At 62.4% G+C, this 25,315-nt stretch carries 21 protein-coding genes and 1 pseudogene; 17 read left to right on the top strand and 5 right to left on the bottom strand.

The genetic code is table 11. The features are described 5' to 3' along the window. Window positions 1-59: 59 nt before the first annotated feature. Window positions 60-392 carry a hypothetical protein gene (locus HMPREF9695_RS24290; protein WP_006023573.1) on the top strand — a complete coding sequence of 111 codons (333 nt, stop codon included), beginning with the start codon at window positions 60-62 and terminating at the stop codon, window positions 390-392. Window positions 393-445: 53 nt separating this feature from the next. Continuing rightward, window positions 446-1,117: a dienelactone hydrolase family protein gene (locus HMPREF9695_RS24285; RefSeq protein ID WP_006023572.1), complete on the top strand. Its 672-nt coding sequence runs from the start codon at window positions 446-448 to the stop codon at window positions 1,115-1,117. A gap of 7 nt (window positions 1,118-1,124) precedes the next feature. Here HMPREF9695_RS24285 and HMPREF9695_RS24280 read toward each other — a convergent pair whose 3' ends face one another. The 3 genes from HMPREF9695_RS24280 to HMPREF9695_RS24270 all read right to left on the bottom strand — a co-directional run bounded on the left by HMPREF9695_RS24280 (window position 1,125) and on the right by HMPREF9695_RS24270 (window position 2,966). Next, the gene (locus HMPREF9695_RS24280) at window positions 1,125-1,691 is read right to left on the bottom strand and encodes a polysaccharide biosynthesis/export family protein (protein WP_006023571.1); all 567 of its coding nucleotides are present in this window, start codon (window positions 1,689-1,691) and stop codon (window positions 1,125-1,127) included. Between the two features lie 134 nt (window positions 1,692-1,825). Beyond that, window positions 1,826-2,479, bottom strand: a complete 654-nt coding sequence (gene msrA / locus HMPREF9695_RS24275) for a peptide-methionine (S)-S-oxide reductase MsrA (RefSeq protein WP_006023570.1) — start codon at window positions 2,477-2,479, stop codon at window positions 1,826-1,828. A gap of 169 nt (window positions 2,480-2,648) precedes the next feature. Then, entirely contained in the window at window positions 2,649-2,966 is a 318-nt protein-coding gene (locus HMPREF9695_RS24270) for a hypothetical protein (protein ID WP_006023569.1), read from the bottom strand. Between the two features lie 310 nt (window positions 2,967-3,276). Here HMPREF9695_RS24270 and rpsT point away from each other — a divergent pair, with 310 nt between their 5' ends. The 10 genes and pseudogenes from rpsT (at window position 3,277) to HMPREF9695_RS24225 (ending at window position 16,325) form a co-directional block, all read left to right on the top strand. Next, window positions 3,277-3,543: a 30S ribosomal protein S20 gene (gene rpsT / locus HMPREF9695_RS24265; protein ID WP_006023567.1), complete on the top strand. Its 267-nt coding sequence runs from the start codon at window positions 3,277-3,279 to the stop codon at window positions 3,541-3,543. Window positions 3,544-3,857: 314 nt separating this feature from the next. Then, entirely contained in the window at window positions 3,858-4,019 is a 162-nt protein-coding gene (locus HMPREF9695_RS26510) for a hypothetical protein (protein WP_157224015.1), read from the top strand. Between the two features lie 747 nt (window positions 4,020-4,766). Next, entirely contained in the window at window positions 4,767-6,203 is a 1,437-nt protein-coding gene (gene dnaA, locus HMPREF9695_RS24260; protein ID WP_024921221.1) for a chromosomal replication initiator protein DnaA, read from the top strand. Between the two features lie 226 nt (window positions 6,204-6,429). After that, entirely contained in the window at window positions 6,430-7,548 is a 1,119-nt protein-coding gene (dnaN, locus tag HMPREF9695_RS24255) for a DNA polymerase III subunit beta (protein ID WP_006023565.1), read from the top strand. A gap of 119 nt (window positions 7,549-7,667) precedes the next feature. Further along, window positions 7,668-7,953 (top strand): annotated as a pseudogene (locus HMPREF9695_RS26055) (GIY-YIG nuclease family protein). An 84-nt stretch (window positions 7,954-8,037) separates the two neighbouring features. Beyond that, a complete protein-coding gene (gene recF, locus HMPREF9695_RS24245; RefSeq protein WP_006023564.1) occupies window positions 8,038-9,183 on the top strand; it encodes a DNA replication/repair protein RecF in 1,146 nt (381 codons plus the stop codon). Window positions 9,184-9,428: 245 nt separating this feature from the next. Continuing rightward, on the top strand, window positions 9,429-11,870 hold the full coding sequence (gene gyrB, locus HMPREF9695_RS24240) for a DNA topoisomerase (ATP-hydrolyzing) subunit B (RefSeq protein ID WP_006023563.1): 2,442 nt from the start codon (window positions 9,429-9,431) through the stop codon (window positions 11,868-11,870). A gap of 175 nt (window positions 11,871-12,045) precedes the next feature. Further along, on the top strand, window positions 12,046-14,385 hold the full coding sequence (locus HMPREF9695_RS24235) for a Tex family protein (protein ID WP_006023562.1): 2,340 nt from the start codon (window positions 12,046-12,048) through the stop codon (window positions 14,383-14,385). 66 nt (window positions 14,386-14,451) lie between these two features. Then, on the top strand, window positions 14,452-15,846 hold the full coding sequence (locus HMPREF9695_RS24230; protein WP_006023561.1) for an MATE family efflux transporter: 1,395 nt from the start codon (window positions 14,452-14,454) through the stop codon (window positions 15,844-15,846). Then, complete coding sequence (locus HMPREF9695_RS24225) at window positions 15,843-16,325, top strand: DUF2867 domain-containing protein (RefSeq protein ID WP_006023560.1); 483 nt, start codon at window positions 15,843-15,845, stop codon at window positions 16,323-16,325. Before HMPREF9695_RS24230 ends, HMPREF9695_RS24225 begins: the two co-directional genes overlap by 4 nt. A 27-nt stretch (window positions 16,326-16,352) precedes the next feature. On the opposite strand, the gene HMPREF9695_RS24220 is transcribed toward HMPREF9695_RS24225, so the two are convergent. After that, window positions 16,353-17,111 carry a bestrophin-like domain gene (locus HMPREF9695_RS24220; RefSeq protein ID WP_006023559.1) on the bottom strand — a complete coding sequence of 253 codons (759 nt, stop codon included), beginning with the start codon at window positions 17,109-17,111 and terminating at the stop codon, window positions 16,353-16,355. Between the two features lie 151 nt (window positions 17,112-17,262). On the opposite strand from HMPREF9695_RS24220, the gene HMPREF9695_RS24215 reads away from it, so the two are divergent. The 3 genes from HMPREF9695_RS24215 (at window position 17,263) to HMPREF9695_RS24205 (ending at window position 21,082) form a co-directional block, all read left to right on the top strand. Continuing rightward, window positions 17,263-18,630 (top strand): MmgE/PrpD family protein, encoded by a 1,368-nt coding sequence (locus HMPREF9695_RS24215; protein ID WP_006023558.1) that lies wholly within the window; start codon window positions 17,263-17,265, stop codon window positions 18,628-18,630. Between the two features lie 127 nt (window positions 18,631-18,757). Further along, a complete protein-coding gene (locus HMPREF9695_RS24210; RefSeq protein WP_006023557.1) occupies window positions 18,758-20,134 on the top strand; it encodes a malonyl-CoA decarboxylase in 1,377 nt (458 codons plus the stop codon). 30 nt (window positions 20,135-20,164) lie between these two features. Continuing rightward, window positions 20,165-21,082 (top strand): pirin family protein, encoded by a 918-nt coding sequence (locus tag HMPREF9695_RS24205; protein ID WP_006023556.1) that lies wholly within the window; start codon window positions 20,165-20,167, stop codon window positions 21,080-21,082. Window positions 21,083-21,085: 3 nt separating this feature from the next. On the opposite strand, the gene HMPREF9695_RS24200 is transcribed toward HMPREF9695_RS24205, so the two are convergent. Beyond that, window positions 21,086-21,865: an SDR family NAD(P)-dependent oxidoreductase gene (locus HMPREF9695_RS24200; RefSeq protein ID WP_006023555.1), complete on the bottom strand. Its 780-nt coding sequence runs from the start codon at window positions 21,863-21,865 to the stop codon at window positions 21,086-21,088. A 250-nt stretch (window positions 21,866-22,115) separates the two neighbouring features. Between HMPREF9695_RS24200 and HMPREF9695_RS24195 the strand changes: the two genes are divergently transcribed. Further along, window positions 22,116-22,907, top strand: coding sequence for an enoyl-CoA hydratase/isomerase (locus tag HMPREF9695_RS24195; RefSeq protein WP_006023554.1), 792 nt, complete (start codon window positions 22,116-22,118; stop codon window positions 22,905-22,907). 188 nt (window positions 22,908-23,095) lie between these two features. After that, window positions 23,096-25,315 carry an SLC26A/SulP transporter family protein gene (locus HMPREF9695_RS24190; RefSeq protein ID WP_006023553.1) on the top strand — a complete coding sequence of 740 codons (2,220 nt, stop codon included), beginning with the start codon at window positions 23,096-23,098 and terminating at the stop codon, window positions 25,313-25,315.

Raw genomic sequence — 25,315 nt, 5'->3', positions numbered from 1 at the left:
CGGAGTTTTCTTGAACCTTCCGGCTTGCCTTGGGCAGCAAACCGAAGAACACTTTGTCCATGAAACTAGTGTTGTTCGCCCCGCTTGTCGCCATCGCTCTTGTGCATACCCCGGTGGATGCGCGCGCGGAGCGGCTGCCGCCTTCTCCCTTCACCACGACGCTGTCCAACCACACGCCGCTGGTGTTCGGCATGAGCGTGGAGGACGCGACCGACGCCCTGGGACAGCCGCTGAGTTATGTGAGCGGGCGGCCCGGCGACGAGATTTTTCTGGTGATCCGCAATGTCGGCGCGCGATGGTCGTTCCGCGACGACCCGCTTTATCTGCAGTTCCGCGGCGGGCGCCTCACCGGCTGGAAGGCCGACTGGAGCCGCAACTGGATGTGGCGATAAGCCTGCATCCTATTCGCCGTAGCATTTCCGATATCTGATGGAAGGACGTCCGCATGGGACAGACGATCACGTTGACCGCCTCGGATGGATTCAAGCTCGGCGCCTATCGCGCCGATCCGGCTGGCGCACCGAAAGGCGCGATTGTCGTGATCCAGGAAATCTTCGGGGTCAATTCCCACATCCGCAACATCTGCGACCGGCTGGCGAACGAAGGCTACGTTGCCATCGCACCTGCGATCTTCGATCGCATCGAGCCGGACTTTCAGTCGGGATATTCGCCGGATGAAGTCGCGGTGGCGCGGAAATTCGTCGCCAGTCCCGATTGGCCGGCGATGCTGCGCGACACGCAGGCCGCCATCGACGCGGTGAAAGACATCGGCCCGGTCGGCATCATAGGTTTTTGTCTCGGCGGCAGCATCGCCTATGCGGCCGCAACGAAGCTCTCGGGCCTGAGTGCTGCTGTCGGCTATTACGGCGGCGCCGTGGTCCGCTTCGCCGATGACAAACCCACCGTGCCGACGCAGTTGCACTTCGGCGAGAAGGACACCGGCATTCCCTTGAGCGATGTCGAGATCATCAAGGCGAAGCGGCCTGAGGTCGAGGTGCTGATTTATCCCGGCGCGCAGCACGGTTTCGGCTGCGACGAGCGCGCCAGTTACGACAAGCCGAGCTCGGATCTCGCCTGGCAGCGCAGCCTGGCGTTCTTCAGCAAGAACTTGAAATAGAGACGTATCAGAACCAGCGTTCGGCAACCGAGATGGTGTCGCCGGGCTTTAGGAAGGTGCCGGGCGGCACCACCGCCTGCGCCGCGCCGCCTTCACCAACGCGGGTCAGCTTGATGGCCTTGCGCTCCGCGCGCGGCGTGAAGCCGCCGGCGATGGCAACCGCGCTCTCGACCGTCATGTTGGGCACGTAGGGATATTGGCCGGGTGCGGTGACTTCCCCAAGGATGAAGAACGGCCGATAGCTCTCGACTTCCGCCGCCACATACGGCTCGCGCAGATAACCCCGCTTCAGCCGCGCCGTCACGGCAGCAGCAAGCTCGGCGGGCGTCAGTCCGCGCGCAGGCACCGAGCCGATCAGCGGCATGGTAATCGCTCCGCTGGCGCCAACCGCATAGGTGTTGGTGAGACCTTCCTGGCCGTAGACCACGATGCGCAATTTGTCTCCGGCGTCGAGCCGGTAAGGCTCATCGACCGGCGCGTAGCCGGTCGTCACAGACGCGGATGTCTGCATGCAGCCCGTCAGCGCGAGCGCACCAATAACGACAGCGATCAGCGATAACCGCGACGCACGCATCAAACGCTCCGGGCCTGCCCTCGTGACGAGAGACAGGCCCGGTTTGCAGCATTTATGGTTAACAAAGGGTAAGCGCGGGGTTAGTTGCGCATGATCTGATCGGAAAACCGGTTCACACTTTGCCGGATCATGCGTTATGCGCTCACGCCCACTCCAATCGGGCACGACACGCCGGTTCCACCGAGGCCGCAGTACCCGGCAGGATTCTTCGCCAGATATTGCTGATGATAGTGCTCGGCAAAGTAGAACTCGCCGGCCGGCTTGATCTCGGTGGTGATCGAACCATACCGCTTGGCGTTGAGCGCCTTGTTGTAGGCATCCTTCGAGGCCAGCGCCGCCTTCGTCTGCGCGTCGCTGGTGGTGTAGATCGCCGAGCGGTACTGCGTGCCGATGTCGTTGCCCTGGCGCATGCCCTGGGTCGGATCGTGGCTTTCCCAAAACGTCTTCAGCAATGCGTCGTAAGACACCTTGTTCGGATCGAACACCACCAGCACCGCTTCGGTGTGGCCGGTGCGGCCCGAGCAGGTCTCTTCATAGGTCGGGTTCGGTGTCGACCCGCCGGCATAGCCGACAGCGGTGACATAGACGCCGTCCATTTCCCAGAACTTGCGCTCGGCGCCCCAGAAGCAGCCGAGACCGAAAATCGCAGTCTCGAAGCCGGCGGGATAAGGGCCCTTCAGCGCGTGTCCGTTGACGAAATGGGTCTTGGCCGTCGGCAGCGCGGTCGCGCGGCCCGGCAGGGCATCGGCGGCGCTTGGCAGATCGAGGGGCTTGCGGGAGAAGAACATGGCGTGCTCCTTGCGGGTTCGCGTCTCTATATATGGGCCTGTACGCAGCAATTGTCAGAGCGTTACGCGCCGCCTGCTCATCATATGTCCGGCATCACCCCTTGAAATATGCGCGAACCCATTCCCGAAATTTGCTCGCCAGGCGAATTCGCCTCACTCAGAATGCTGTTCAATTTCGTGAGTAACCGATCAGCGGCTTGGAGGGGCGGAACAGCAGCATCAGGAGAATACCCAGAATCCCGAGGACCGCCCAGGCCGGCTGGTTGAGCAGAAGCTTCATCACGCTGTTCCAGAGCAAGGGCGAAACTCCTTCGACCAGGGTCTGAAACGACTGCTGGCTGGCCTGGTTGATGTCGTTCCAGAGCTCGCCGAGGCGCGTAATCCGCAGGGTCTGGTCGGCAATGGTCCTGGCCCCGTCGTAAACCAGCGACAGGAAGCCGATAACCAGCAGAAACAGCCCAATCAGACGAAAAAACCCACGGATCATCACTCACCCCATTTATTTCAATCACTTCGCCGGTATCGGCAGGGCCTCCCGCCGGACCCGGAAACCCCAAAATGGGCCCGGAAATCGTTGACGGTGCAGGCCAGTATCCCTATAAGAACCCGCAACTGGCGGCGGGCGCAATCCTGCCGCCGATGTTCTTTGAGAGCGTGTTCTTTAAGCAAGCTCTTTGAGAAGAACATTTTCAGGACCACCGATTTTCACCCATCATCGGCCGAACGGTCGATAGCGATCAGCCCGTCGGCTCACAACGACAGCCGCGGTCTGACGGACCGAGAGAAACCGAGAGACCATGGCCAATACCACTTCCGCCAAGAAGGCGACTCGCAAGATTGCCCGCCGCACCCTGATCAACAAATCGCGCCGCACCCAGATGCGCGGTTCGGTTCGCAATGTCGAAGAAGCGATCAAGAAGGGCGACCGCGCCGCCGCTCTCGAAGCGATGAAGAAGGCCGAGCCGGATCTGATGCAGGCCGCGCAGCGCAACATCATTCACAAGAACAACGCGAGCCGTAAGGTATCGCGCCTGACGCATCAGATCGCCAAGCTCGCCAAGTAAGTTCCACAGCGCGTTTGTCCCGAAAAAACTGACCGTCAAAAAGACGATATGCAAAAGCCCGGCGAACGCCGGGCTTTTTCTTTTTGCAGTTGCACGATGAACACAGACGTTCCCCGATGCGCGGCGGCACGCCGACACCGTTCATGACATGCGCACTGACAGCACTTGCGGTGCTTGCGATGTTTCGAAAATGCAAGCGCGATGACGCACCGACTCCAAACCACGAGCAGGGGTTACCCTGCTCTGCCGATCACAAAAAAACACGCGTGACGAAGGCCTTATCGGCATAGTGAGCGACAGCAGTTGGAAAACGCATGGGTCGCCTGATCAATCTTAAATTATTTATGAAGGAAGTTTTGCCGATTGCTCGTTTTGTGACAGTTGTCCGACTTTTCGAATCTCCGCACAGATTCAAAACCTTGCTGTTTTGTCATGAACCACTCGGTGTTTCGCATCTGCGGCAAGTCGCGCTTTGAGCGCGCGATGCGAAATCAATTTCGTTGCGAGCCGCAGCGCCTCGTGTATTTCTTATTACGTCGCGTCGCCCACGGCTCTCTTGATCAGCGCGGTTTGAGACTCTTGGGCGGGCATGCAGTTAAGGTTGGTCTGCAAGTCAGTGGCACTTTCCTAGCGATGGTTGGGCGCGGACTCACGATTTGTGAGAACGGTCCTCTGTGTGAAAATTTCTCCGCCGCGGCGACCGGAACTTTCCGGGCTCCGCGTAACAAAGCGAGAAATCCCGCAGAGGAAAAACCCCACCAGCTTCGAAGGCAGGGGATAGGTTTGGACGGGCGAAACGAAGCGGCGGCTACGGCCTGATCAGTCAACTGATCGGGCGAAAACAAAAGATTAGACCAGATCAAGGCGATAACAACTTGCCATGGTTTTCCCGTGGCAGGAGGGGGAATTTCTATGTCCAGCAGTCAGAGCAGGCACAGCGACTTTACAGCAATCATTTCCAGCAAGTTCATTTCAGCGACCACTCCAGCCGCGCCCTGCGGTCCGCCACCCCATTCCAGTCCGCGCTAACGCGACACACGTCTTCTTCCCAAAGCTGAGCAATGCCCGCGGCGATCGGCGCCGAACGGCGGAGCGTCTGCAAACGACGGAAGAAACGCATGTCAGCGGCAGACATCATCACGGCTCTCGCCGGATCACACCTCAATCAGAAGATCAGAACGCAAATGACAATCTCGGCAGAAACAATTCCGACAGGCATCGAACTGGCAGACATCGAACGCGATCAGTGGGCGCGCTTCAAAGGACGGCTGCGCACGAATGTCGGCGAGGATTTCTACACGAGCTGGTTTGCCCGCATGGACCTCGAGCGCATCCATGACGACTGCGTTCACATGACGGTTCCGACCAAGTTCCTCAAGAGCTGGATTCAGGCTCACTATGCCGACCGGGTCCTCGCCTGCTGGCAGTCTGAAGCACCGAGCGTGAAGCGCATTGAACTGACGGTGCGGACCGCGATGCGTTGTGCCGCGCCCGTGAAGGACGCCAAGGCGCCGCTGGGCCAGCCCCGGCCGGAGCTCGGCAATGGCGCAAGCCGCCCGGCGCCGGAACTGCGCAACACCGCGACCGCGCCGGTGTCGGCGAGCCACGATGCGCTCGGCGGTTCACCGCTCGACCCGCGCCTGACATTCGCGACCTTCGTGATGGGCCGCTCCAACACGCTGGCACATGCTGCTGCACGTCAGGTGGCCGAAGGACGCCGCGGCGACAGCGTGATGTTCAACCCGCTCTATATTCATGCCGGCGTCGGCCTCGGCAAAACCCATCTGTTGCAGGCGGTCACCTGGGCCGGGAATTCCAATCCCGAGCGCAAGGTGCTGTATCTGACCGCCGAGAAATTCATGTACGGCTTCGTCGCCGCGCTGAAATCCCAGACGGCGCTCGCCTTCAAGGAAGCGCTGCGCGGCATCGACGTGCTGGTGATCGACGACCTCCAGTTCCTGCAGGGCAAGTCGACGCAGTCGGAATTCTGTCACACGCTGAACGCGCTGATCGACGCCGGGCGTCAGGTGGTGATTGCCGCCGACCGGCCGCCGTCCGATCTGGAAAGCCTCGACGACCGCGTGCGCTCGCGGCTCGCTGGCGGTCTCGTCGTCGAGATGGGTTCGCTTGGCGAAGAACTGCGGCTCGAAATCCTGAAGTCGCGCGTGTCGGCCGCGAAGGCACATCACGCCACCTTCGACGTGCCGATGCCGGTGCTGGAGTATCTCGCGAAAACCATCACCCATAACGGCCGTGATCTTGAGGGCGCGATCAACCGTCTCCTTGCTCACAGCAAGCTCAACGCCACCACCGTGACGCTTGAAATGGCGGAACGCGAAGTCCGCGATCTGGTCCGGCCGATGGAGCCGAAGCGGGTCAAGATCGAGGACATCCAGCGCGTGGTCGCCCGCCAGTACAATGTCAGCCGCTCGGACCTCCTGTCATCGCGCCGGACCGCCAATGTGGTCCGTCCGCGTCAGGTCGCGATGTATCTGGCAAAGACGCTGACCCTGCGCTCCCTGCCGGAGATCGGACGCCGGTTCGGTGGCCGCGATCACACCACGGTCCTGCATGCGGTCCGCAAGATCGAGGCCTTGGTCGCCAAGGATGTCTCCCTCTCCGACGAGGTCGAACTGCTGAAGCGCCAGCTTCAGGAGTGATCCAGCCGGGATGGCTTGGAAAAACCTGAGATAACAAAGGGGGAAAGCCGCCTTCCGGCGGCTCTCGCCCTTGCGCTTCCCGCTCAACCGCGCCACCTTACGGTCCCCCGTGGACCCCGGCGAAACTCCCGTTTTGCCGGTCCGCAGGGTTCAGTCGCCGCGGCGTGCTGTCCAGCCGTCCGGCACCTCCAATAACGATACGGACTTGGGATCGGGCGGAATTGTCATGAAGGTTACCGTCGAGCGGGCGCAACTCCTCAAATCACTGAGCCACGTTCATCGCGTGGTCGAACGCCGCAACACAATTCCGATATTGGGCAATGTGCTGATCCGCGCCGACAAGTCGCGCCTCAGCCTGAAGGCCACCGACCTCGATCTTGAAGTGACCGAGACGCTGGCGGCGGAAACCGGCACCGGCGGATCGACCACCGTTCCCGCCCACATGTTCTACGACATCGTGCGCAAGCTGCCGGACGGATCACAGATCGTTCTGGAAGGCGACGGCGATCGCTCCGTGCTGGCGATCCGCGCGGGACGCTCGCGCTTCACGCTGCAGACGCTGCCGGAAAGTGACTTTCCCGATCTTGCCGCCGGGGACATGACCCATTCGTTCACGCTGGCCGCCGCTGACATGAAGCGGCTGATCGACCGCACCCAGTTTGCGATCTCGACCGAAGAAACCCGCTACTATCTCAACGGTATCTATCTGCACGCAGCAGGCACCGCCAAGGCCGCGACGCTGCGCGCGGTCGCGACCGACGGCCATCGCCTCGCACAGGTCGACCTGCCGTTGCCGAAGAGCGCCGACGGTATGCCGGGCGTGATCGTGCCCCGCAAGACCGTGGGCGAAGTGCAGCGCCTGATCGAAGACAACGAGGCCGAGCTGAAGATCGAGCTGTCGCAGGGCAAGATTCGCTTCACCATCGGCGATGTTGTGCTGACCTCGAAACTGATCGACGGCACATTCCCCGACTACGGCCGCGTCATTCCGCAGAACAACGACAAGGAACTGATCGTCGACAAGAAGGATTTCGAGGCGGCGGTGGACCGCGTCTCGACGATCTCCTCCGAGCGCGGCCGCGCCGTCAAACTGGCGCTGTCCGCCGGCAAGCTCGTGCTGTCCGTGACCAATCCGGATTCCGGCAGCGCGACGGAAGAACTCGAAGTCGAGTACGCCGCCGATGCGCTCGATATCGGCTTCAATTCGCGCTACCTGCTCGACATCGCGGCGCAGATCGAAGGCGAGGTCGCGGTGCTGCGGCTGGCCGATCCCGGCTCGCCCACACTCGTGCAGGACAAGGACTCCAAAGGCGCGCTTTACGTGCTGATGCCGATGCGGGTGTAAGTTTGCTGTTATGACGTGAATGCACTTTCCCCTCTCCCCTTGTGGGAGAGGGTGCCCGCGATCCGACAAAATTGAAGATCGTCATTGCCGGGCTTGACCCGGCAATCCATCATCTTCGAATGAGTTATTGGGTTTACATCCTTGCCAACAGGCCGGGCGGCACGCTGTATGTGGGCGTCACCAACGATCTGATACGCCGCATCTACGAACACCGTGAAGGACTCGCCGAGAGTTTCAGCAAACGCTACGACGTTAAAACGCTCGTTTATTTCGAGCAGCACGACACTATCGCTGCCGCACCAGCGCGAAAAAAACATCAAACACTGGTCGCGCGAGTGGAAGATCGATCTAATCGTCGCACAGAATCCTGATTGGAACGATCTTTATAGTGAGATTGTCCGCTGATGCGGACGATGGATTGCCGGGTCAAGCCCGGCAATGACGATCGACATCTGTTGTGACGTTCTCAGGACTGCTATCTAGCGCACCATGACCGTCTCCCGCATTCTCCGCCTCAGCCTGACGCATTTCCGCAACTACCGTGCGGCGAGTGTGGAGACGCGCGGCGATGTCGTGGTGCTGGTCGGCCCCAATGGTGCGGGCAAGACCAATTGCCTGGAGGCGATCTCGTTTCTTTCGCCCGGACGCGGCCTGCGCCGCGCCACGCTTGATGATGTTGCGGATATCCAGGGCGACGGCTCATGGGCGGTGTCCGCCGAGGTGGAAGGTGAACTCGGCCTTGCGACGCTCGGCACCGGCATCGATGCGCCCCGTGCCGACGGCGCGTCCTCGCCCCGCCGCGTGCGCATCGACCGCGAGCCGGTGACCTCCGCGGCGGCCTTTGGCGATCATCTGCGCATGGTGTGGCTGACGCCCGCCATGGACGGCCTGTTCATGGGCGCGGCCTCCGAACGTCGCCGCTTTTTCGACCGTCTGGTACTGGCGATCGACAGCGAGCATTCCAGCCGCGTCTCGGCGCTGGATCGCTCCCTGCGCTCAAGAAACCGGCTGCTGGAAGACCGCAACTTCGATGCGCACTGGTGTGACGCCATCGAGCGTGAAACCGCGGAACTCGCGGTCGCGGTCGCCGCCCAACGCGGCCAGACATTGCAGCGATTGAGTTCGATGCTGGCCGCGCGCGGCAGCAAATCGGTGTTTCCGTCGGCGCTGATTGCACTCGACGGCTGGATGGAGAATGCGCTGCTGAGCGAGACCGCCACCGCCGTCGAGGACCGCTACCGCGACATGCTGCGGGAAAGCCGTGCAAAAGACGCCGCCGCGGGGCGCACGCTGAACGGGCCGCACCTGACAGATCTGCAGGTCATCTACGCGCCCAAGAACATGCCGGCGCGCGATGCCTCCACCGGCGAGCAGAAAGCGCTGCTGATCGGCCTTGTGCTGGCCCACGCCACTCTGGTCGCCGAGATGACCGGCATCACGCCGCTCCTCTTGCTCGATGAAATCGTCGCCCATCTCGATCCCAATCGCCGCGCCGCGCTGTTCGACGAACTCGCCGCCCTCGGCGCACAGGTCTGGATGACCGGCGCTGATCCGGTCGCATTCACGGATATCGGTGCGCGCGCGGATATTTTCGACGTCGAGGCGGGGACGGTGAAACGGCGCGCGCGCGGCTGAATCAGGCCGCGATCTCGCCCCCAAAAGCCCTCCCGCAGGCTGCGCGAATCAAGCTTTTCCACAGCCCCGAAAATGCCTCTTCGGAGCCTTGAAAAACAGCCAGAAAATCCTATCTAATCAACAGCTTGCAGGACGCCACTTTGTCCTAGGAGCTTGTCTGTTTTCATGGCACAAATCGACAATCGAAGGCGCATTTTCCGCGACCCGATTCGATCTCTCTGCCGAACCATTTTCGAAGGCAACTCATGACCGAACCAGCCCGGCAAACCAGCGCCGAACCTGTCTCCAATCCGGGTGCGGAATACGGCGCTGAATCGATCCGCGTGCTGAAGGGTCTCGACGCGGTTCGCAAGCGGCCGGGCATGTATATCGGCGACACCGATGACGGCTCGGGCCTGCATCACATGGTGTACGAAGTCGTCGACAATGCCATCGACGAGGCGCTTGCGGGCCATGCTACCCGCGTCGAAGTGATCCTCAATCCAGACAACTCGGTGACCGTACGCGATGACGGCCGCGGTATCCCGACCGACATCCACAAGGGCGAGGGCATTTCGGCCGCTGAAGTCATCATGACCCAGCTTCATGCCGGCGGAAAATTCGACCAGAATTCCTATAAGGTCTCCGGCGGCCTGCACGGCGTCGGCGTCTCCGTCGTCAACGCGCTATCGAGCAAGCTGGAATTGCGCGTCTGGCGCGACGGCAAGGAACACTACATCCAGTTCAAGCACGGTGATTCCGTCGCCCCGCTGGAAGTCGTCGGCGATGCCAATGGCAAGCGCGGAACTGAAGTGACATTCCTCGCCTCGACCGAAACCTTCACCAATGTCGAATACGATTTCGCGACGCTGGAGCACCGCCTGCGCGAGCTGGCGTTTCTGAATTCCGGCGTCAACATCACGCTCTCTGACATGCGTCACGCGGTCGAAAAACGCGAGGAACTGTTCTACGAGGGCGGCGTCGAGGAATTCGTCAAATATCTCGACCGCAACAAGAAGCCCGTGGTGCCGACCCCGATCGTGATGCGCGCGGAGCAGAACGGCATCAGTGTCGAAGTCGCGATGTGGTGGAACGACAGCTACCACGAGAACGTGCTGTGCTTCACCAACAACATTCCCCAGCGCGACGGCGGCACCCATCTGGCGGGCTTCCGCGGCGCGCTGACGCGTCAGGTCACCGGCTATGCCGACGCCATGGCGAAGAAGGAAAAGATCGCGCTGACCGGCGACGATTGCCGCGAAGGCCTCACGGCTGTGCTCTCCGTCAAGGTGCCAGATCCGAAGTTCTCGTCGCAGACCAAGGACAAGCTGGTGTCCTCGGAAGTACGCCCCGTGGTCGAAAACGTGCTGAACGCGGCGCTCTCGGCCTGGTTCGAGGAACATCCGTCGGAAGCGAAGACCATTGTCGGCAAGGTGATCGAGGCCGCCTCCGCGCGCGAAGCCGCGCGCAAGGCGCGCGACCTCACCCGCCGCAAGGGCGCGCTCGACATCGCCTCGCTGCCGGGCAAACTGGCCGACTGTCAGGAACGCGATCCGGCGAAGTCCGAACTATTCATCGTCGAGGGGGACTCCGCAGGCGGCTCCGCCAAGCAGGGCCGCAACCGCGAATTCCAGGCGGTTCTTCCATTGCGCGGCAAGATTCTCAATGTCGAACGCGCGCGCTTCGACAAGATGCTTTCATCCGAGCAGATCGGCACGCTGATCACGGCGCTCGGCACCGGTATCGGACGCGACGACTTCGATATCTCGAAGCTGCGCTATCACAAGATCATCGTGATGACCGACGCCGACGTCGACGGCGCGCATATCCGTACGCTGCTGCTGACGTTCTTCTTCCGGCAGATGCCGGCGCTGATCGAAGGCGGGTTTCTCTACATCGCCCAGCCGCCGCTGTTCAAGGTGACGCGCGGCAAGTCCGAGCAGTACCTCAAGGACGAACGCGCGATGGAGGATTACCTGATCGAGACCGGTCTTGATGATTGTGTTCTGAAGCTGTCATCGGGCGAGGACCGCAAGGGCCGCGATCTTCAGGCCCTGCTTGAGGACGCACGCGTCATCCGGGGCATCCTGAACAGCTTGCATAGCCGCTACAATCGCACCGTGATTGAGCAGGCCGCGATCGCCGGTGTGCTCAGCCCTCATGTGATCGGCAACATCGAGACCGCCAACCAGGCCGCCGACTACATCGCCAAGCGCCTCGACGCGCTGGCCGACGAGGTCGAACGCGGCTGGGTCGGACGCTTCACCGAAGGCGAAGGTTATTTCTTCGAGCGCACCGTGCGCGGCGTCAAGGATGTCGCCATCATCGACGACGCGCTGCTCGGCTCCGCCGAGGCGCGCAAGCTCGACGAATATGCGGGACGGCTGCAGGAGGCTTATCCGCGCAGCGCCGTGCTCCGCCGCAAGGACACCGAAACGCCGATCCACGGACCGGTCAGCCTGTTCGAGGCCGTCACCGATGCCGGACGCAAGGGCGTGACCTATCAGCGCTACAAAGGCCTCGGCGAAATGAACCCGCAGCAATTGTGGGAGACGACGCTCGACGTCAATGCCCGTTCGCTGCTGCAGGTCAAGGTCAAGGAAGTCGACGCCGCCGACGACATCTTCACCAAGCTGATGGGTGATGTCGTCGAACCACGCCGCGAGTTCATCCAGGACAATTCGCTCGACGCCAACGTGGACGTTTGATCCTTGTTCGATTGACGTCCACGATCGCCTGAGACGTGCACCGCATCGCCACGTTTCATCCACATCCGGGCACGATGATCGGGCTTGATGCGCACATGGACCGTGGTCCATAAGCCGCTTCCCCCTTGCCGCGACTCGATTGCCGCGGCGATCTCTCCTGGTTGAAGGATCCGGCGTGGCCAAGACAATTTCCCAACAGATTGCAGACGAACTCGGCGTTCGCGAAGCGCAGGTCGAAGCCACGATCAAGCTGCTCGACGAAGGCTCGACCGTGCCTTTCATCGCGCGCTACCGCAAGGAAGTGACCGGCGCGCTCGACGATGCGCAATTGCGCACGCTGGACGAACGCCTGACCTATCTGCGGGAGATGGAAGCGCGGCGTACCACCATCCTCAATTCGATCCGCGAGCAAGGCAAGCTCGACGCCGCTCTCGAAGCGGCCATCATGGCGGCAGACAGCAAGGGCCGCCTTGAGGACATCTACCTGCCGTTCAAGCCCAAGCGCCGGACCAAGGCGGAAATCGCCAAGGAAGCGGGCCTCGAGCCGCTGGCGGACCTGTTGCTGACCCAGCCCGCAAACGAGCCGCATGCCGCCGCCGCGCCCTTCGTCGATCCCGACAAGCAGGTGGCTGATGCCGCCGCCGCGCTTGAGGGCGCACGCGCGATCCTCGTCGAACGTTTCGCGGAAGACGCCGACCTGATCGGCGCGCTGCGCGAAGAGGCGTGGTCGAACGGCGTGCTGACGTCGAAGCTGCGCGAGGGGAAGCAGGAAGCCGGCGCCAAGTTCAGCGACTATTTCGATTTCAGCGAGCCGCTGCACAAGCTGCCGTCGCATCGCATCCTCGCTGCGTTCCGCGGCGAGAAGGAAGAAATCCTCGACCTGCAGATTCTTCCCGAGCCGCCGGCGGCGACGCCTGCTGCTGTGAGTTCGTACGAACTGCGCATCCGGCAGCGGTTCTCGATCTCCGACCAGGGACGCCCCGGCGACAAGTGGCTGACCGAGACCGTGCGCTGGGCGTGGCGAACGAAGATTCTCATTCACATCTCCATCGATCTGCGCATGCGGCTGTGGACCGCAGCCGAGGAAGAGGCCGTTCGCGTCTTTGCCGCGAACCTGCGCGATCTGCTTCTTGCCGCGCCTGCGGGAGCGCGTGTCACCATGGGCCTCGATCCGGGATACCGCACCGGCGTGAAGGTCGCTGTGGTCGATGCCACCGGCAAGGTCGTGGCGACCACCGCGATCTTTCCGCACGAGCCGCAGCGCCGCTGGGACGAATCGCTCGCGATCCTCGGAAAGCTCGCGCGCGAGCATCACGTGGAACTGATCGCGATCGGCAACGGCACGGCATCACGCGAAACCGACAAGCTCGCCGGCGACCTGGTGAAGCTGCTGCCGGAACTGAAGATGACGCGCATCGTCGTGTCGGAAGCCGGCGCATCGGTTTACTCGGCGTCTGCTTATGCCTCCGAGGAACTGCCCGGTCTCGACGTGACGCTGCGCGGCGCGGTGTCCATCGCACGCCGGTTGCAGGATCCGCTGGCCGAACTGGTCAAGATCGATCCGAAATCCATCGGCGTTGGGCAATATCAGCACGATCTCGGCGAGGCAAAACTCTCGCGCTCACTCGATGCCGTGGTGGAAGACTGCGTGAACGCGGTCGGCGTCGACGCCAATACCGCCTCTGCGCCGCTGCTGGCGCGCGTCTCCGGCATCGGCACGGGCCTCGCGCAGAGCATCGTCCAGCACCGCGACGCCAATGGCCCCTTCCGTTCGCGCAAGGCGCTGAAAGAGGTGCCGCGTCTCGGGCCCAAGGCGTTCGAGCAGTGCGCCGGCTTTCTGCGCATCACGGGTGGCGACGATCCGCTCGATGCCTCCGGCGTGCATCCGGAATCCTACCCTGTCGTGCGGCGCATCCTCACCGCCACCAAGAGTGACATCCGGGCGCTGATCGGCAACGCTGAAATCCTGCGGCAGGTGAAGCCGCAGAGCTTCGTCGACGAAACCTTCGGTCTTCCGACCGTCACCGACATTCTCCGGGAGCTTGAGAAGCCGGGACGCGATCCGCGGCCCGCGTTCAAGGCAGCCGTGTTCATGGACGGTGTCGAGAAGGTCAGCGATCTCAAGCCCGGCATGGTGCTGGAAGGCGCGGTGACGAATGTCGCGGCGTTCGGCGCATTCGTCGATGTCGGCGTGCATCAGGACGGCCTTGTCCATATTTCCGCGATGTCGCGCACCTTCATCAAGGACCCGCGCGATGTGGTGAAGCCGGGCGACATCGTGCGCGTCAAGGTTCTGGACGTCGACGTTCCGCGCAAGCGCATCGCGCTGACGCTGCGTCTCGACGACGAGATCGGACCGGCCTCCGATCGCACTGCGCGCAGCGCCCCGCGCCAACAGGAGCGTCCCCTGTCAAAGTCCCAACAGCGGGCCGCATCGCAACCGGCCCCTTCGGGCGGCGGCGCACTCGCGGAAGCCCTCAAGCGCGCAGCGGAGCGGCAGAACGGCAGAAAATAGCGGCGGCCGCGAAACGCCGCAGCCTTGGACCATGATTTTGTCAGGCTGCGGTGCTACTCAGTCATCATGGCCAGCGTCGAGACAACACAATCAGCCCGGATCGCGGCCCGCAATCCGGTCGCGACCGAGTTTATTGAAACCATCAAGCTCGCCCTGCCCATTGCCCTGACGCAACTGGGACAGATCGCCATGATGACGACCGATCTCGCGCTGATCGGACGGCTCGGCGACACTGCTGTCGCTGCGGCGTCGCTGGCGCATACGGTGTTCTTCGTCGCTTTCGTGATCGGGATGGGACTGGTGTCCGCCGTGGCGCCGCTCGCAGCTCAGGCGCTGGGCGCACGTCAGCCGCGCACGGTTCGCCGTGCGCTTCGCGTCGGCCTGTGGGCCGCACTGCTGCTGTGCGTTCCGATGATGATGCTGCCGCTGTTCGGCGAGAAGATACTCCTGATGCTGGGTCAGGCACCGGAAAATGCCCGTCTTGCGCAGCGTTATCTGCTCGGCCTCGCGCCGGGCATGGCGCCCGCGTTATGCTTCATGGCGATCCGCAACTTCATGGGCGCAGTCAACCGGCCCGAGCCGGGCCTGTGGATCACGCTGGCTGCAATTCCCGCCAATGCCGTGCTCGGCTACTCCTTGATCCACGGCCATTGGGGCATGCCGAAGCTGGAATTGCTCGGCGCGGGCGTCGCCACGACCACTGTGAACTTCGGCATGTGCGCTGCGGCGCTGTGGTTCACCTACAGCCAGCGGCCGTTCCGAAAATTTCACGTGCTGGGACGGTTCTGGCGGATCGACTGGCCGCTCATGCGCCAGCTTGTCATCATCGGCGCGCCGATCGCGGTGTCATTCCTGCTGGAGTACGGATTGTTCTCCGCCGCCGGCCTGCTGATGGGGCTGATCAGCACGACCGCGCTCGCCGCGCATCAGATCGCGCTGCAGATCGCGGCCATCCTGTTCATGGTGCCGTTCGGCATTGGCATGGCCGCGACCGTGCGCGTCGGGCAGGCGCTGGGGCGCGGCGATGTCCCAGCGATCCGCCGCGCCGGCGTGGCTGCGATTGTGCTCGGCATCATCTTCATGACGACAATGACGCTTGCCGTGATCGTTGTGCGATTTGACCTTGCGGGATTTTTCTTCGGCAATACCAAGCAAGGCCTGGCTGCGATCGAACTCGCCGCCACGCTGATGCTGGTCGGCGCAACCTTCTTCATCGCCGACGGCATCCAGACCGTGGCCGCCGGCGCGCTTCGCGGTCTCAGCGACACCCGCATCCCGCTGCTGCTTGCGGCCATCAGTTACTGGCTGATCGGTTTCACCGCGGCCTATGGGCTCGCATTCTGGACTAACCTGGGCGCGATCGGAGTCTGGATCGGCCTGTCGATCGGAACCGGCATCTATGCCACCCTGCTGGTATTGCGCTTCCGCGGGCTGACCCATCGGTTGAGAGTTGCGACATGACCTCCCATGCCATCAGCATTCGGGACTTTGAACCCGACAGCGGCATGAAGGCGCTTCTGCCGGGCGCGCAGTTCGGCGATTGCTTCGTTGTCACCGTGACCGATGAGACACTGGATGCACGTCAGGCCGCCGAACGCATGTTCCTGCGTCAGGCGAAATGGATCGCTGGCCTGATGAAACTGCGCAATCTTATGGTGACGCCATTCGGCCTCAAGCGGCCCGCCCATCGAAAGGCCCTCGCCAGGGAGTCCATCGGTCCGTTTCCCGTCATCAGTGAAACGCCACAGCGTTTGGTGGCGGGCTTCGACGACAAGCACCTCGACTTCCGCATAGTCGTCGACGTGACCGGAGGCGCCGGCGGAAGACAGGTGTCCGCGACGACACTGGTGAAAACCAATAACTCGCTCGGCCGGGTCTACCTCACCATCATCATGCCGTTTCACCGCATGATCGTCCCTGCCATGCTGCGGAAGATCTGACACGCGTCGCACCGGCCTGCAGGCGCCTCAGGGTTTCATCCAATCCAGCGCCTGCTGCATCGGCACCGGCGAGACCCTGACAAACCCGGTGAACGGGTGGTCCATATCGAAAACCAGATTGATCGCAATGGACACCGACAGGGCTGCGAGAAAGAGCGCAGCAATCACCGTGCCCTGGAACGGCGCGAATATTCCACGGCAGAAGAAAAGAACGCTGAGCCAGAAGACCCCGGCGAACAGAAACGCGCGCGGCGACCGATTGATCTGCTGAACGGACAGCAGACGGCTGGTGCGCTTCAAATCCCCGATGAGTTCAAGGGCATTCCTGCGGCCCTCGACATGAACTCCGTTCGCCGGAGCAAACAGACGAAGATCGGATTCGATTTCGTCGAGCAGCCGCACGGATTCTGCGGCATCCCTGCTGGCGGCCTCGGCGTCACGATCGGTCCATAGCTGATCGATCTTGTGCGCCGTGAATGTGCGCAGCATCTCGCGGATCTTTGCGGCATCCTGACCGAAATGCATAAGCTCGCGGTCGAGCAGCGTCAGGTTGGCGCTGAACTGCTGAACCTCCTGGTTTCGCAGATCGAAGCTCGCCTTGGTGTTGGCCACAAGAAGGCCAAGCACCAGCGCTGCCAGCAGTGAGACAACACCCATGATGTTGTGCACCGTCTTGCCGGTCAGATCCGACAGATGATCTGCAGGCAGGAAGCGGCGAAGCGCAAAGCCCAGCATCGCCGAGCCAAAAATGAAGATAAAGGCAATCAGGCCCGCGCCAGTGAACATGGCCGTATCAACTGATGAAATTAATCCGATAATCGGCGGCAAAGGTCATCCGCAAGCCGTCGGATGTCAAGGTGGCGGGCATGATGCGTCATGGGTTGAACGCGCGGCACAGGATGCATAGTCTGCCGTCCGGCAAAAAGGACAAACAACAATGGCGAATGAAACCGCAACGCTGGCCGCTTACGTCGCAAACCTCAGATATGAAGACATTCCACCAAAGGTGCTGGAGCGCGCCAAGGCGCTGACCCTCGATTTTCTGGGCAGCGCCGTGCGGGCGCGCAGCGAGGCGGAATCGACGCCGTCGCTGCTGGCGATGCTGGCGACCCTCGGCCTCGACGGCAAGGGCGATGCGACCGTGTGCGGCGATGCCAAAACCTATACGCCCGCCATCGCCGCGCTGCTCAACGGCGCGCTCGGCCACTCGCTCGACTTCGACGACACCCATGCGGATTCCTCGCTGCATCCGAGTGCGCCGGTGGTGCCCGCCGCCTTCGCCGTCGGCGAGATTGTGGAGGCCAGCGGCCGCGACGTGCTGACAGCCATCGTCGCGGGCTATGAGGTCTGCTGCCGCCTCGGCAATGCGCTCGATCCAACCTCGCATTACGCAAAAGGCTTTCACCCCACCGCCACCGCCGGCACCTATGGAGCCGCGGCCGCGGCGGCAAAGCTTTACAAACTCAGTGCAGATCAGATCGTCGCAGCATTCGGCGTCTCCGGCAGCCAGGCCGCCGGCTCGTTGCAATTTCTGGTCAACGGCGCCTGGAACAAGCGCTATCAGGTCGGCGCCGCTGCGATGAACGGCGTTGTCGCCGCCTCGCTGGCCCGCGAGGGATTCATCGGCGCAACGGAATCGGTTGAGGGCAAGCACGGCCTACTGGTCGGCTACAGCGATAACGCTCATCCGGACAAGGCGACCGCCGGTCTCGGCAAAATCTACGAGACCATGAAGATCGGCGTGAAGCCCTATCCGAGTTGCCGCTACACCCACGCCGCCATCGACGCGCTGATCGCCATGCGCCGCGAGCACAATCTCACGCCGGAAAACATTAAAAGCGTCGAGATCGGCCTGCACCGCAACGGCATCACACTCACCGGCGATGCCGCGACCAAGCGCCATGCGCGCAGCGTGGTCGGCGGACAGTTCTCGATGTACTTCACCGGTGCACTGGCGCTCGATCAGGGTTCGTTCGGCTGGGACGATTACAAGCGGCTCGGCGATCCCGCCATCGAGGCGCTGGCTGACAGGATCGAGGTCGTGCAGGACCCCCGGCTGGAGGGCAAGAGCCATCCGTTCGGCGCGCGTGTCAGCATCGAAAGCGGTGAAGGCACCTTGGAGCGCCTGATTCCAGATCCATCGGGCGAGCCGTCATCGTTTCCCGATGCGGCGGCAATGCAGCAGAAGTTCCTGCAACTCGCGCGGCCGGTGCTCAACGAGCGCGCCGACCGCTTCGCCGACGCCATCCTGTCACTCGACAAGTTCGACCGCATCGGCCGCGTCACGTCGCTCGCGCGGCTTTGAGTCGCATCAGGCAACCTGCGGATCAGGCATTCCCAAACGAAAGTCTGGGCCGGACCGTCTGGAATCGGTCGCATTCGCTGTCTATCATCGGCGGATGATGCCTGACTGCGCAGGAGCAAGCTGACGAATGGCGACGCTGGGACTGGACCGGGCCTCCTTGAGCAATCTGCTCTCCACGCTGACGGAGCGGGGCCGGAGCCTTCTGGGCCTCTCCAATGGCGCGCGGGCGATGTCGCAGGCCGAGTTGATCGGGCTTGGCGAAACCTTGCTGTCGCGGCGCGGCGAAGCCACCGGCGTCGCGCTCGCCAACACGCTGCTTGCGGGTTACTCGGCTGCGAGTGAAGCCGATCAGCTCGCCTTCCTCAATGCACTTGCCGATCTGTTCGGGCCGGACATGAACGAACTGAATGCGGCACTCGCCGTGGTGCGCGACAAGGGCACGACGCCCGATGCTATTAGCAAACTTCTCAAAGCCGCCGAGCCGCGCCGCCAGGAATTGATCCGGCGTCTCAATCTGGCGCCGGGCGGCACCGCATCGCTGGTGCGCATGCGCGAAGCGCTGCTGACGCATATCAAGGATCATCCCGCGCTCAAACACGTCGACAGCGATTTCGTTCATCTGTTCGCGTCGTGGTTCAACAGGGGCTTTCTCGTGCTGCAACGGATCGACTGGACCACGCCTGCGAACATTCTGGAAAAGATCATCCGCTACGAGCAGGTCCACGCCATCTCCAACTGGGACGATTTGCGCAGCCGTCTCGCGCCGTCGGATCGCCGTTGCTACGGCTTCTTCCATCCGCAGCTCGTGGATGAGCCGCTGATCTTTGTCGAGGTGGCGCTGACTCGCGAGAGCCCGGCGGCGATCGCGCCGCTGCTCGATCTCACCCGCGCGCCAATCCCGGCGACCGATGCGACCACAGCGGTATTCTATTCGATCTCGAACACGCAACGCGGGCTCGGCGGTATTTCCTTCGGCAACTTCCTGATCAAGCAGGTGGTCGAGGAGATCAAACGCGAACTGCCGAATGTGCATACCTTCGTGACACTTTCGCCGGTTCCGGGATTCGCTGCCTGGCTGAAGCGCGAACGCGCGTCCGAGACTTCGCCGCTGCTCGATGGGGCGTCACGCGCCATCCTCAACGCACTGGATACGCCGAACTGGGCCGACGATCCCGACATCGCCGAACAGGTCAAGGCCGAGCTGCTGCCGCTGGCGGCTTACTACTTCATCGAAGCCAAGGGTTCGCGCGGGCATCCGCTCGATCCCGTAGCGCGCTTCCATCTCGGTAACGGCGCACGGCTGGAGCGGCTGAACTTCCTCGGCGACCGCTCCGAAAAGGGCATGCAGCAATCGTACGGGCTGATGGTCAATTATCTTTACGCGCTCGATCAGATCGAAGCGAACCACGAAGCCTTTGCCGAAAAAGGCCAGGTTGCATCGTCGTCCACCGTTCGTAAGATGCTGCCAGCACGCGCGCTCGCGGAGACATCCGCAAGCGCGTAATAAAACTCCATTGATGCAAGGAGACGCGCTATGAGCTGGATGCCATCGAACGATCCGATCCTCGGCGACCCGCAGACCTGCGACGCGCTCGACCTCATTATCGTGCCGCGCACACGCGATCTCGGCGACGGCTTCGCTGTCCGCCGCGCGCTGCCGCACGGCAAGCGGCAGATGGTCGGCCCCTTCATCTTCTTCGATCACTTTGGACCGGTGCAGTTCGTGGCCGGCAAGGGCATGGACGTGCGCCCGCATCCGCATATCGGGCTCGCCACCGTCACCTATCTGTTCGACGGCAGCATCATGCATCGCGACAGCGAAGGAAATATCCAGGAAATCCAGCCCGGCGCGATGAACCTGATGACCGCCGGGCGCGGAATCGCGCATTCCGAGCGCACGCCGGACGTGCAGCGCGCCAGCGGCCAGCAGATGCTCGGCCTGCAAAGCTGGATCGCGCTGCCTGCGGGCAAGGAAGAGATCGCGCCGTCGTTCCAGCATTTTGGCGCCGACGTCCTGCCGACGGTTCAGGACACCGGATTCAAGGCGCGCATCATCGCCGGTTCATCGTTCGGCGCAAAATCGCCGGTCGAGATGGTTTCGGAGTGGTTCTACACCGAGGTGGCGCTGGACGAGGGCATGCGCGTGCCGCTCGATGCGGATCACGAGGAACGCGCGATCTATATCGTCGACGGCGAGATCGAGATCGCCAATGAAAAATATGAGGGACCGAAGCTGTTGATCTTCCGCCCCGGTGACCGGATCACCGTGAAGGCCGTGCGCCCGACGCGGATGATGTTTCTCGGCGGCACGGCGCTGGAAGGCCCGCGCCACGTCTGGTGGAACTTCGTGTCGTCGAGCAAGGAGCGCATCGAGGAAGCGAAGGCCGACTGGAAAGCCGGCCGCTTCGCCCATGTGCCCAACGAGCACGAATTCATTCCGCTGCCGGAGTGATCCTCAGAACACCGTGTAGCCGCCATCGATCAGGATGCTATCCGCGGTGTGATACGATGACGCCTTGCTCATCAGGTAAACGGCGATGCCGCCGAAGTCCGACGGTTCGCCGAACCGGCGCATGGGAATGCGCGGCATCACATTCGCGACGAACTTGTCGTTGGCCATCAGGCCCTGCGTCATCTCGCTCTTGATCCAGCCCGGCAGGATCGCGTTGGCCGTGATGCCATAGCGCGCCTGCTCGACCGCGAGCGCGCGGATCAGCGCATTGATCGCAGCCTTCGTCGCGGCGTAATGCTCGTTACGCGCCGTGCCGAACAGTGACGCCATGCTTGATGTCGCTACCAGCCGGCCGAAGGCATCGCCTTTTGCCGCGCGTTCCGTCATGTGCCGCGCAGCCGCCTGGAAGACATGAAACACGCCATCGAGATTTGTGGCGAACATCTTGCGCCAGTCCGCTTCGGTGCGGTCGATGAAGGCCTGACGTCCGCCGCCGCCGATCCCGGCATTGGCAAAGCAACCGTCGACGCGGCCGAATGCATCCAGCGTCGCCTGCATCGCAGCTTTCACCGATGTCGCATCGGTGACATCGCAGATGCGCGCCTCGGCCTTGCCGCCCTTGCCGGTGATCGAGGCCACCGCCCGCGCATTCTTCTCGGCGTTGCGTCCCCAGATCGACACGGCGCATCCTTCCGCCGCCAGCGCCTGCGCGATGCCAAGACCGATGCCGCCATTGCCGCCCGTCACCACCGCCACGCGGCCGCTCAGATCGAAAATGCCCATAATCGCTTCATCTCCGTTGATCTCGTTTGGCGGCGACATTGGCCAATCGGCCGCGCAAAATCAAACCGCCGCGACGACGGAACGGCTCTTTCGCCATGCGAAACTAAAATTCGCAGCGCATGGCAGACCAGACATTGTTGCCATGCTGTGCCGTTTACAGCCAATTCGGTTTCCGAAATAGTCGCTGCGAAACGGACGCGGCAACGCTTGCGGACGTCACGCTCAATCAAAATCATCAAGCGAGGAACGCATGCAGTTCAAACATTGCAGACTGGAATTCGACGGACCTGTCGCCACACTTGTACTCGATCATCCTGAGGTCATGAACGCGGTGTCGCCGGACATGCTCGCCGGTCTCACCGAGGCGATGGATGCGATCGACGAGAAGCGCGACGACATTCGTTGCCTCGTTCTCACCGGCGCTGGCAAGGCATTCTGCACCGGGGCCAACCTTCAGGGCCGCAACGATCAGAGCGGCAAGCGGCCGAGCGCAGGCACGACGCTTGAGACAGCGTTTCATCCGTTCCTGCGCCGTCTGCGCAACCTGCATTGTCCGATCATCTCATCCGTGAACGGCCCGGCTGCCGGCGCAGGCATGAGCTTCGCTCTGATGGGTGACGTCATTGTTTGCGCGCGGTCGTCGTATTTCCTGCAGGCGTTTCGCCGCATCGGCCTGGTGCCGGATTGCGGATCGACCTGGATCCTGCCTCGGCTCATCGGCAAGGCGCGCTCGGTCGAGCTGTCCTTGCTGGGCGAGCGGCTTCCCGCCGAGAAGGCGCTGGAATGGGGACTGGTCAACCGCGTCGTCGATGATGCGGCTCTCGCCGAGGAGACCAGGAAGCTTGCCCATGATCTGGCCAACGGCCCGACCGTGGCGCTGTCGCTGATCCGCCGGCTTTACTGGGAAAGCGAGAACAATTCGTTCGAGGAACAGCTCGACCTCGAACAGCAGTTCCAGCGCGTTGCCGGACGCAGCGAAGATTTCAAGGAAGGCGTCGGCGCGTTCCTGGAAAAGCGCCCGGCCAAGTTCAAGGGCCGCTGATCTGTCAGCGCAGAGAAGATGTTCGAGGCAACCAGGCTGCGCTGAAAAACAGCGCAGCCTTTTTGCTGCCGCCGGAACACCCGGAATATCTCATTTTGCGCAAGGACCAGCTGCAAATGCGATTGTCATAAAAATCTCTTTTACGTCAGCGTTGTCGTCGTCTAGGACTGGCTCGCCTCCACCCATGGATGTCACGCGTGGCCTTTCCCTCCGTAAGCCGAGTTCCAAGCCCTCATGTGAAACTTCGTGCATGGCTGAATGATATCTTCGCCAGCGCGGCGCCTGCGGTCCTCACGGTGTCCTTCGGACTGTCCTATTCGGTTCTGATTTTCTCCGGTCCGCTGTCCGAATATCTGCCCTACGGGATCGCGGCGACCTTCATCGCCACGGCCATCATCGCCATCGTGGTCGCGCTGGGCAGCACCTTTCCCATCGCAGTTGGGGGCCCCGAAACGTCCACAGCGGCGGTGACCGCCATTCTGGCAACCTCGGTGGTCGAACACATCACGGCAACCGATCCGTCCGCGCACTTGCTCGGCCCCGTGCTTCTCACGCTGTCCGCCGCAACCATCATCACCGGCCTGGCGTTGTGCAGTCTGGGGCTGACCCGGATCGGCCGCGCGATCCGGTACGTGCCTTATCCCGTGATCGGCGGTTTCCTTGGCGCGACAGCGCTCCTGATCGCCCTCGGCGGCGTTCGCGTCATCACGAACATGTCCTTGCGGTTCGACAACCTGGCATCGTTCGCTGACCCGATGACGATGTACGAACTTCTCGCAGGCATCGCGCTGGCGTTCACGATCTATCTGACGTGGCACCGCTCGCGCAATCCGCTGGCGCTGCCGGCGCTGCTGATCGCCGGCGTGGTCGTGACCCATATCGTGTTCAACTTCGCAGGCGTCTCGCTGGAGCAGGCGCAGGCCCTCGGCTGGACATTTCAATCGCTGCCGCGCGCGACGTTTTCCCTTCCGTGGCATCTGGGTGATATTGAAAACTACCCATGGCAGGCCGTGCCCGGGCTGATCGGCAATCTCATTGCGGTGATTTTCGTCACTGCGATCAGCACGCTGTTCAACACCACAGGTCTTGAAGTCGCGACCAGCCGCGAAGCAAACCTCGAACGCGAACTGAATGTCGCGGGAGCTGCCAACATCCTGTCGGGACTGTTCGGCGGCTATGCGGGGTGCATCTCGCTCAGCCGGTCGCTGCTCAATTTCAACGGCGGAGCCACCAGCCGCCTGTCCGGGCTGATGGTCGCTGTGATTTCGGTGCTGATGCTGGTCGCCGATCCGGCGCTGCTCAGCTTCATGCCGAAATTCATTCTCGGCGGCCTGCTGATCTATCTCGGCGTGGACCAGCTCAACCGCTGGATCATCGAATCGCGTCGGCGGCTGTCCACCATCGAATACCTGTCGCTGCTGGCGATCATCTTCATCATCGTGAAGTGGGGTTTTATCGCCGGCGTCCTGATCGGAACCATCATCGGCTGCGCGACATTTGCACTGAGCGCATCCCGCATCAGTTCGATCAAATTCGGCTTCAACGGCGCGGAGTACCGCAGTTCGCTCGATCGCTCGCAGAACGATCTCGCGCTGCTGGCCGCCCATGGCAAGGAAATCCACGGGCTCAATCTGCAGAGCTATCTGTTCTTCGGTTCGGCCAATCGCCTTTATCAGCATGTCAAGATGCTGCTCGAACATCATCCCGAGTGCCGCTATCTGGTGTTCGATTTCAAGCTGGTCACCGGGATCGATTCATCGGCCGCCTACAGCTTCGCCCAGATCAGGCGTTCGGCGATCGAGAACGACGTGAAGCTCGTTCTCGTCAACCTGCCGCGCGCAGCGGAAAAAATGCTGCGGTCGGGAGAGTTTCTGGCCGGCGACATTCTGGTCATGCCGGATCTCGATCATGCGCTGGAGTGGTGCGAGAACGAAATCATCGCCCGGCACAGCGGGCTGGAGCAGGAAGAAGGCGATCTGCAAGGCTGGTTCGCGGGAATTCTCGGCAATGATCATGATGCCGCTGAACTGGCGCGCCGCTGCGAACGCCTCGAAGTCCGCGCTTTCGAGACCATCGCGCGCGCGGGTGAACCGGCCGACTCGATGCTCTTTATCCTCAACGGCAGGATCGGCGTCATCGTTGACGCGGGCGGGGGCCACAGCACGCGCGTCCGAAGCCTCGGCCGCCATACAACGGTTGGGGAAATGGGGCTTGTCGCACGCCAGCCGCGCAGCGCAACGATCCGGGCGGAAACCGACAGCGTGCTTTACGTGCTGCGCGCCGATGCGTTCAACGCGATTACTGCCAGCAATCCGGCCCTCGGCCAGAAGCTCCTGACCTATTTCATGTCGGTGTTGGCTGAGCGGCTCACTTTCGCCAGCCGCATGATCGGCGTGCTGCGCCGCTAG

Source organism: Afipia broomeae ATCC 49717, from assembly GCF_000314675.2.
GTDB lineage: Bacteria > Pseudomonadota > Alphaproteobacteria > Rhizobiales > Xanthobacteraceae > Afipia > Afipia broomeae.
This window is presented reverse-complemented; position numbering and strand designations above follow the sequence as displayed.

Coding starts and splice junctions, on each gene's coding strand:
- HMPREF9695_RS24290 (WP_006023573.1), top strand. CDS start 60: ATGAAACTAGTGTTGTTCGCCCCGCTTGTCGCCATCGCTCTTGTGCAT.
- HMPREF9695_RS24285 (WP_006023572.1), top strand. CDS start 446: ATGGGACAGACGATCACGTTGACCGCCTCGGATGGATTCAAGCTCGGC.
- HMPREF9695_RS24280 (WP_006023571.1), bottom strand. CDS start 1,691: ATGCGTGCGTCGCGGTTATCGCTGATCGCTGTCGTTATTGGTGCGCTC.
- msrA (WP_006023570.1), bottom strand. CDS start 2,479: ATGTTCTTCTCCCGCAAGCCCCTCGATCTGCCAAGCGCCGCCGATGCC.
- HMPREF9695_RS24270 (WP_006023569.1), bottom strand. CDS start 2,966: ATGATCCGTGGGTTTTTTCGTCTGATTGGGCTGTTTCTGCTGGTTATC.
- rpsT (WP_006023567.1), top strand. CDS start 3,277: ATGGCCAATACCACTTCCGCCAAGAAGGCGACTCGCAAGATTGCCCGC.
- HMPREF9695_RS26510 (WP_157224015.1), top strand. CDS start 3,858: ATGGGTCGCCTGATCAATCTTAAATTATTTATGAAGGAAGTTTTGCCG.
- dnaN (WP_006023565.1), top strand. CDS start 6,430: ATGAAGGTTACCGTCGAGCGGGCGCAACTCCTCAAATCACTGAGCCAC.
- recF (WP_006023564.1), top strand. CDS start 8,038: ATGACCGTCTCCCGCATTCTCCGCCTCAGCCTGACGCATTTCCGCAAC.
- gyrB (WP_006023563.1), top strand. CDS start 9,429: ATGACCGAACCAGCCCGGCAAACCAGCGCCGAACCTGTCTCCAATCCG.
- HMPREF9695_RS24230 (WP_006023561.1), top strand. CDS start 14,452: ATGGCCAGCGTCGAGACAACACAATCAGCCCGGATCGCGGCCCGCAAT.
- HMPREF9695_RS24225 (WP_006023560.1), top strand. CDS start 15,843: ATGACCTCCCATGCCATCAGCATTCGGGACTTTGAACCCGACAGCGGC.
- HMPREF9695_RS24220 (WP_006023559.1), bottom strand. CDS start 17,111: ATGTTCACTGGCGCGGGCCTGATTGCCTTTATCTTCATTTTTGGCTCG.
- HMPREF9695_RS24215 (WP_006023558.1), top strand. CDS start 17,263: ATGGCGAATGAAACCGCAACGCTGGCCGCTTACGTCGCAAACCTCAGA.
- HMPREF9695_RS24210 (WP_006023557.1), top strand. CDS start 18,758: ATGGCGACGCTGGGACTGGACCGGGCCTCCTTGAGCAATCTGCTCTCC.
- HMPREF9695_RS24205 (WP_006023556.1), top strand. CDS start 20,165: ATGAGCTGGATGCCATCGAACGATCCGATCCTCGGCGACCCGCAGACC.
- HMPREF9695_RS24200 (WP_006023555.1), bottom strand. CDS start 21,865: ATGGGCATTTTCGATCTGAGCGGCCGCGTGGCGGTGGTGACGGGCGGC.
- HMPREF9695_RS24195 (WP_006023554.1), top strand. CDS start 22,116: ATGCAGTTCAAACATTGCAGACTGGAATTCGACGGACCTGTCGCCACA.
- HMPREF9695_RS24190 (WP_006023553.1), top strand. CDS start 23,096: ATGTCACGCGTGGCCTTTCCCTCCGTAAGCCGAGTTCCAAGCCCTCAT.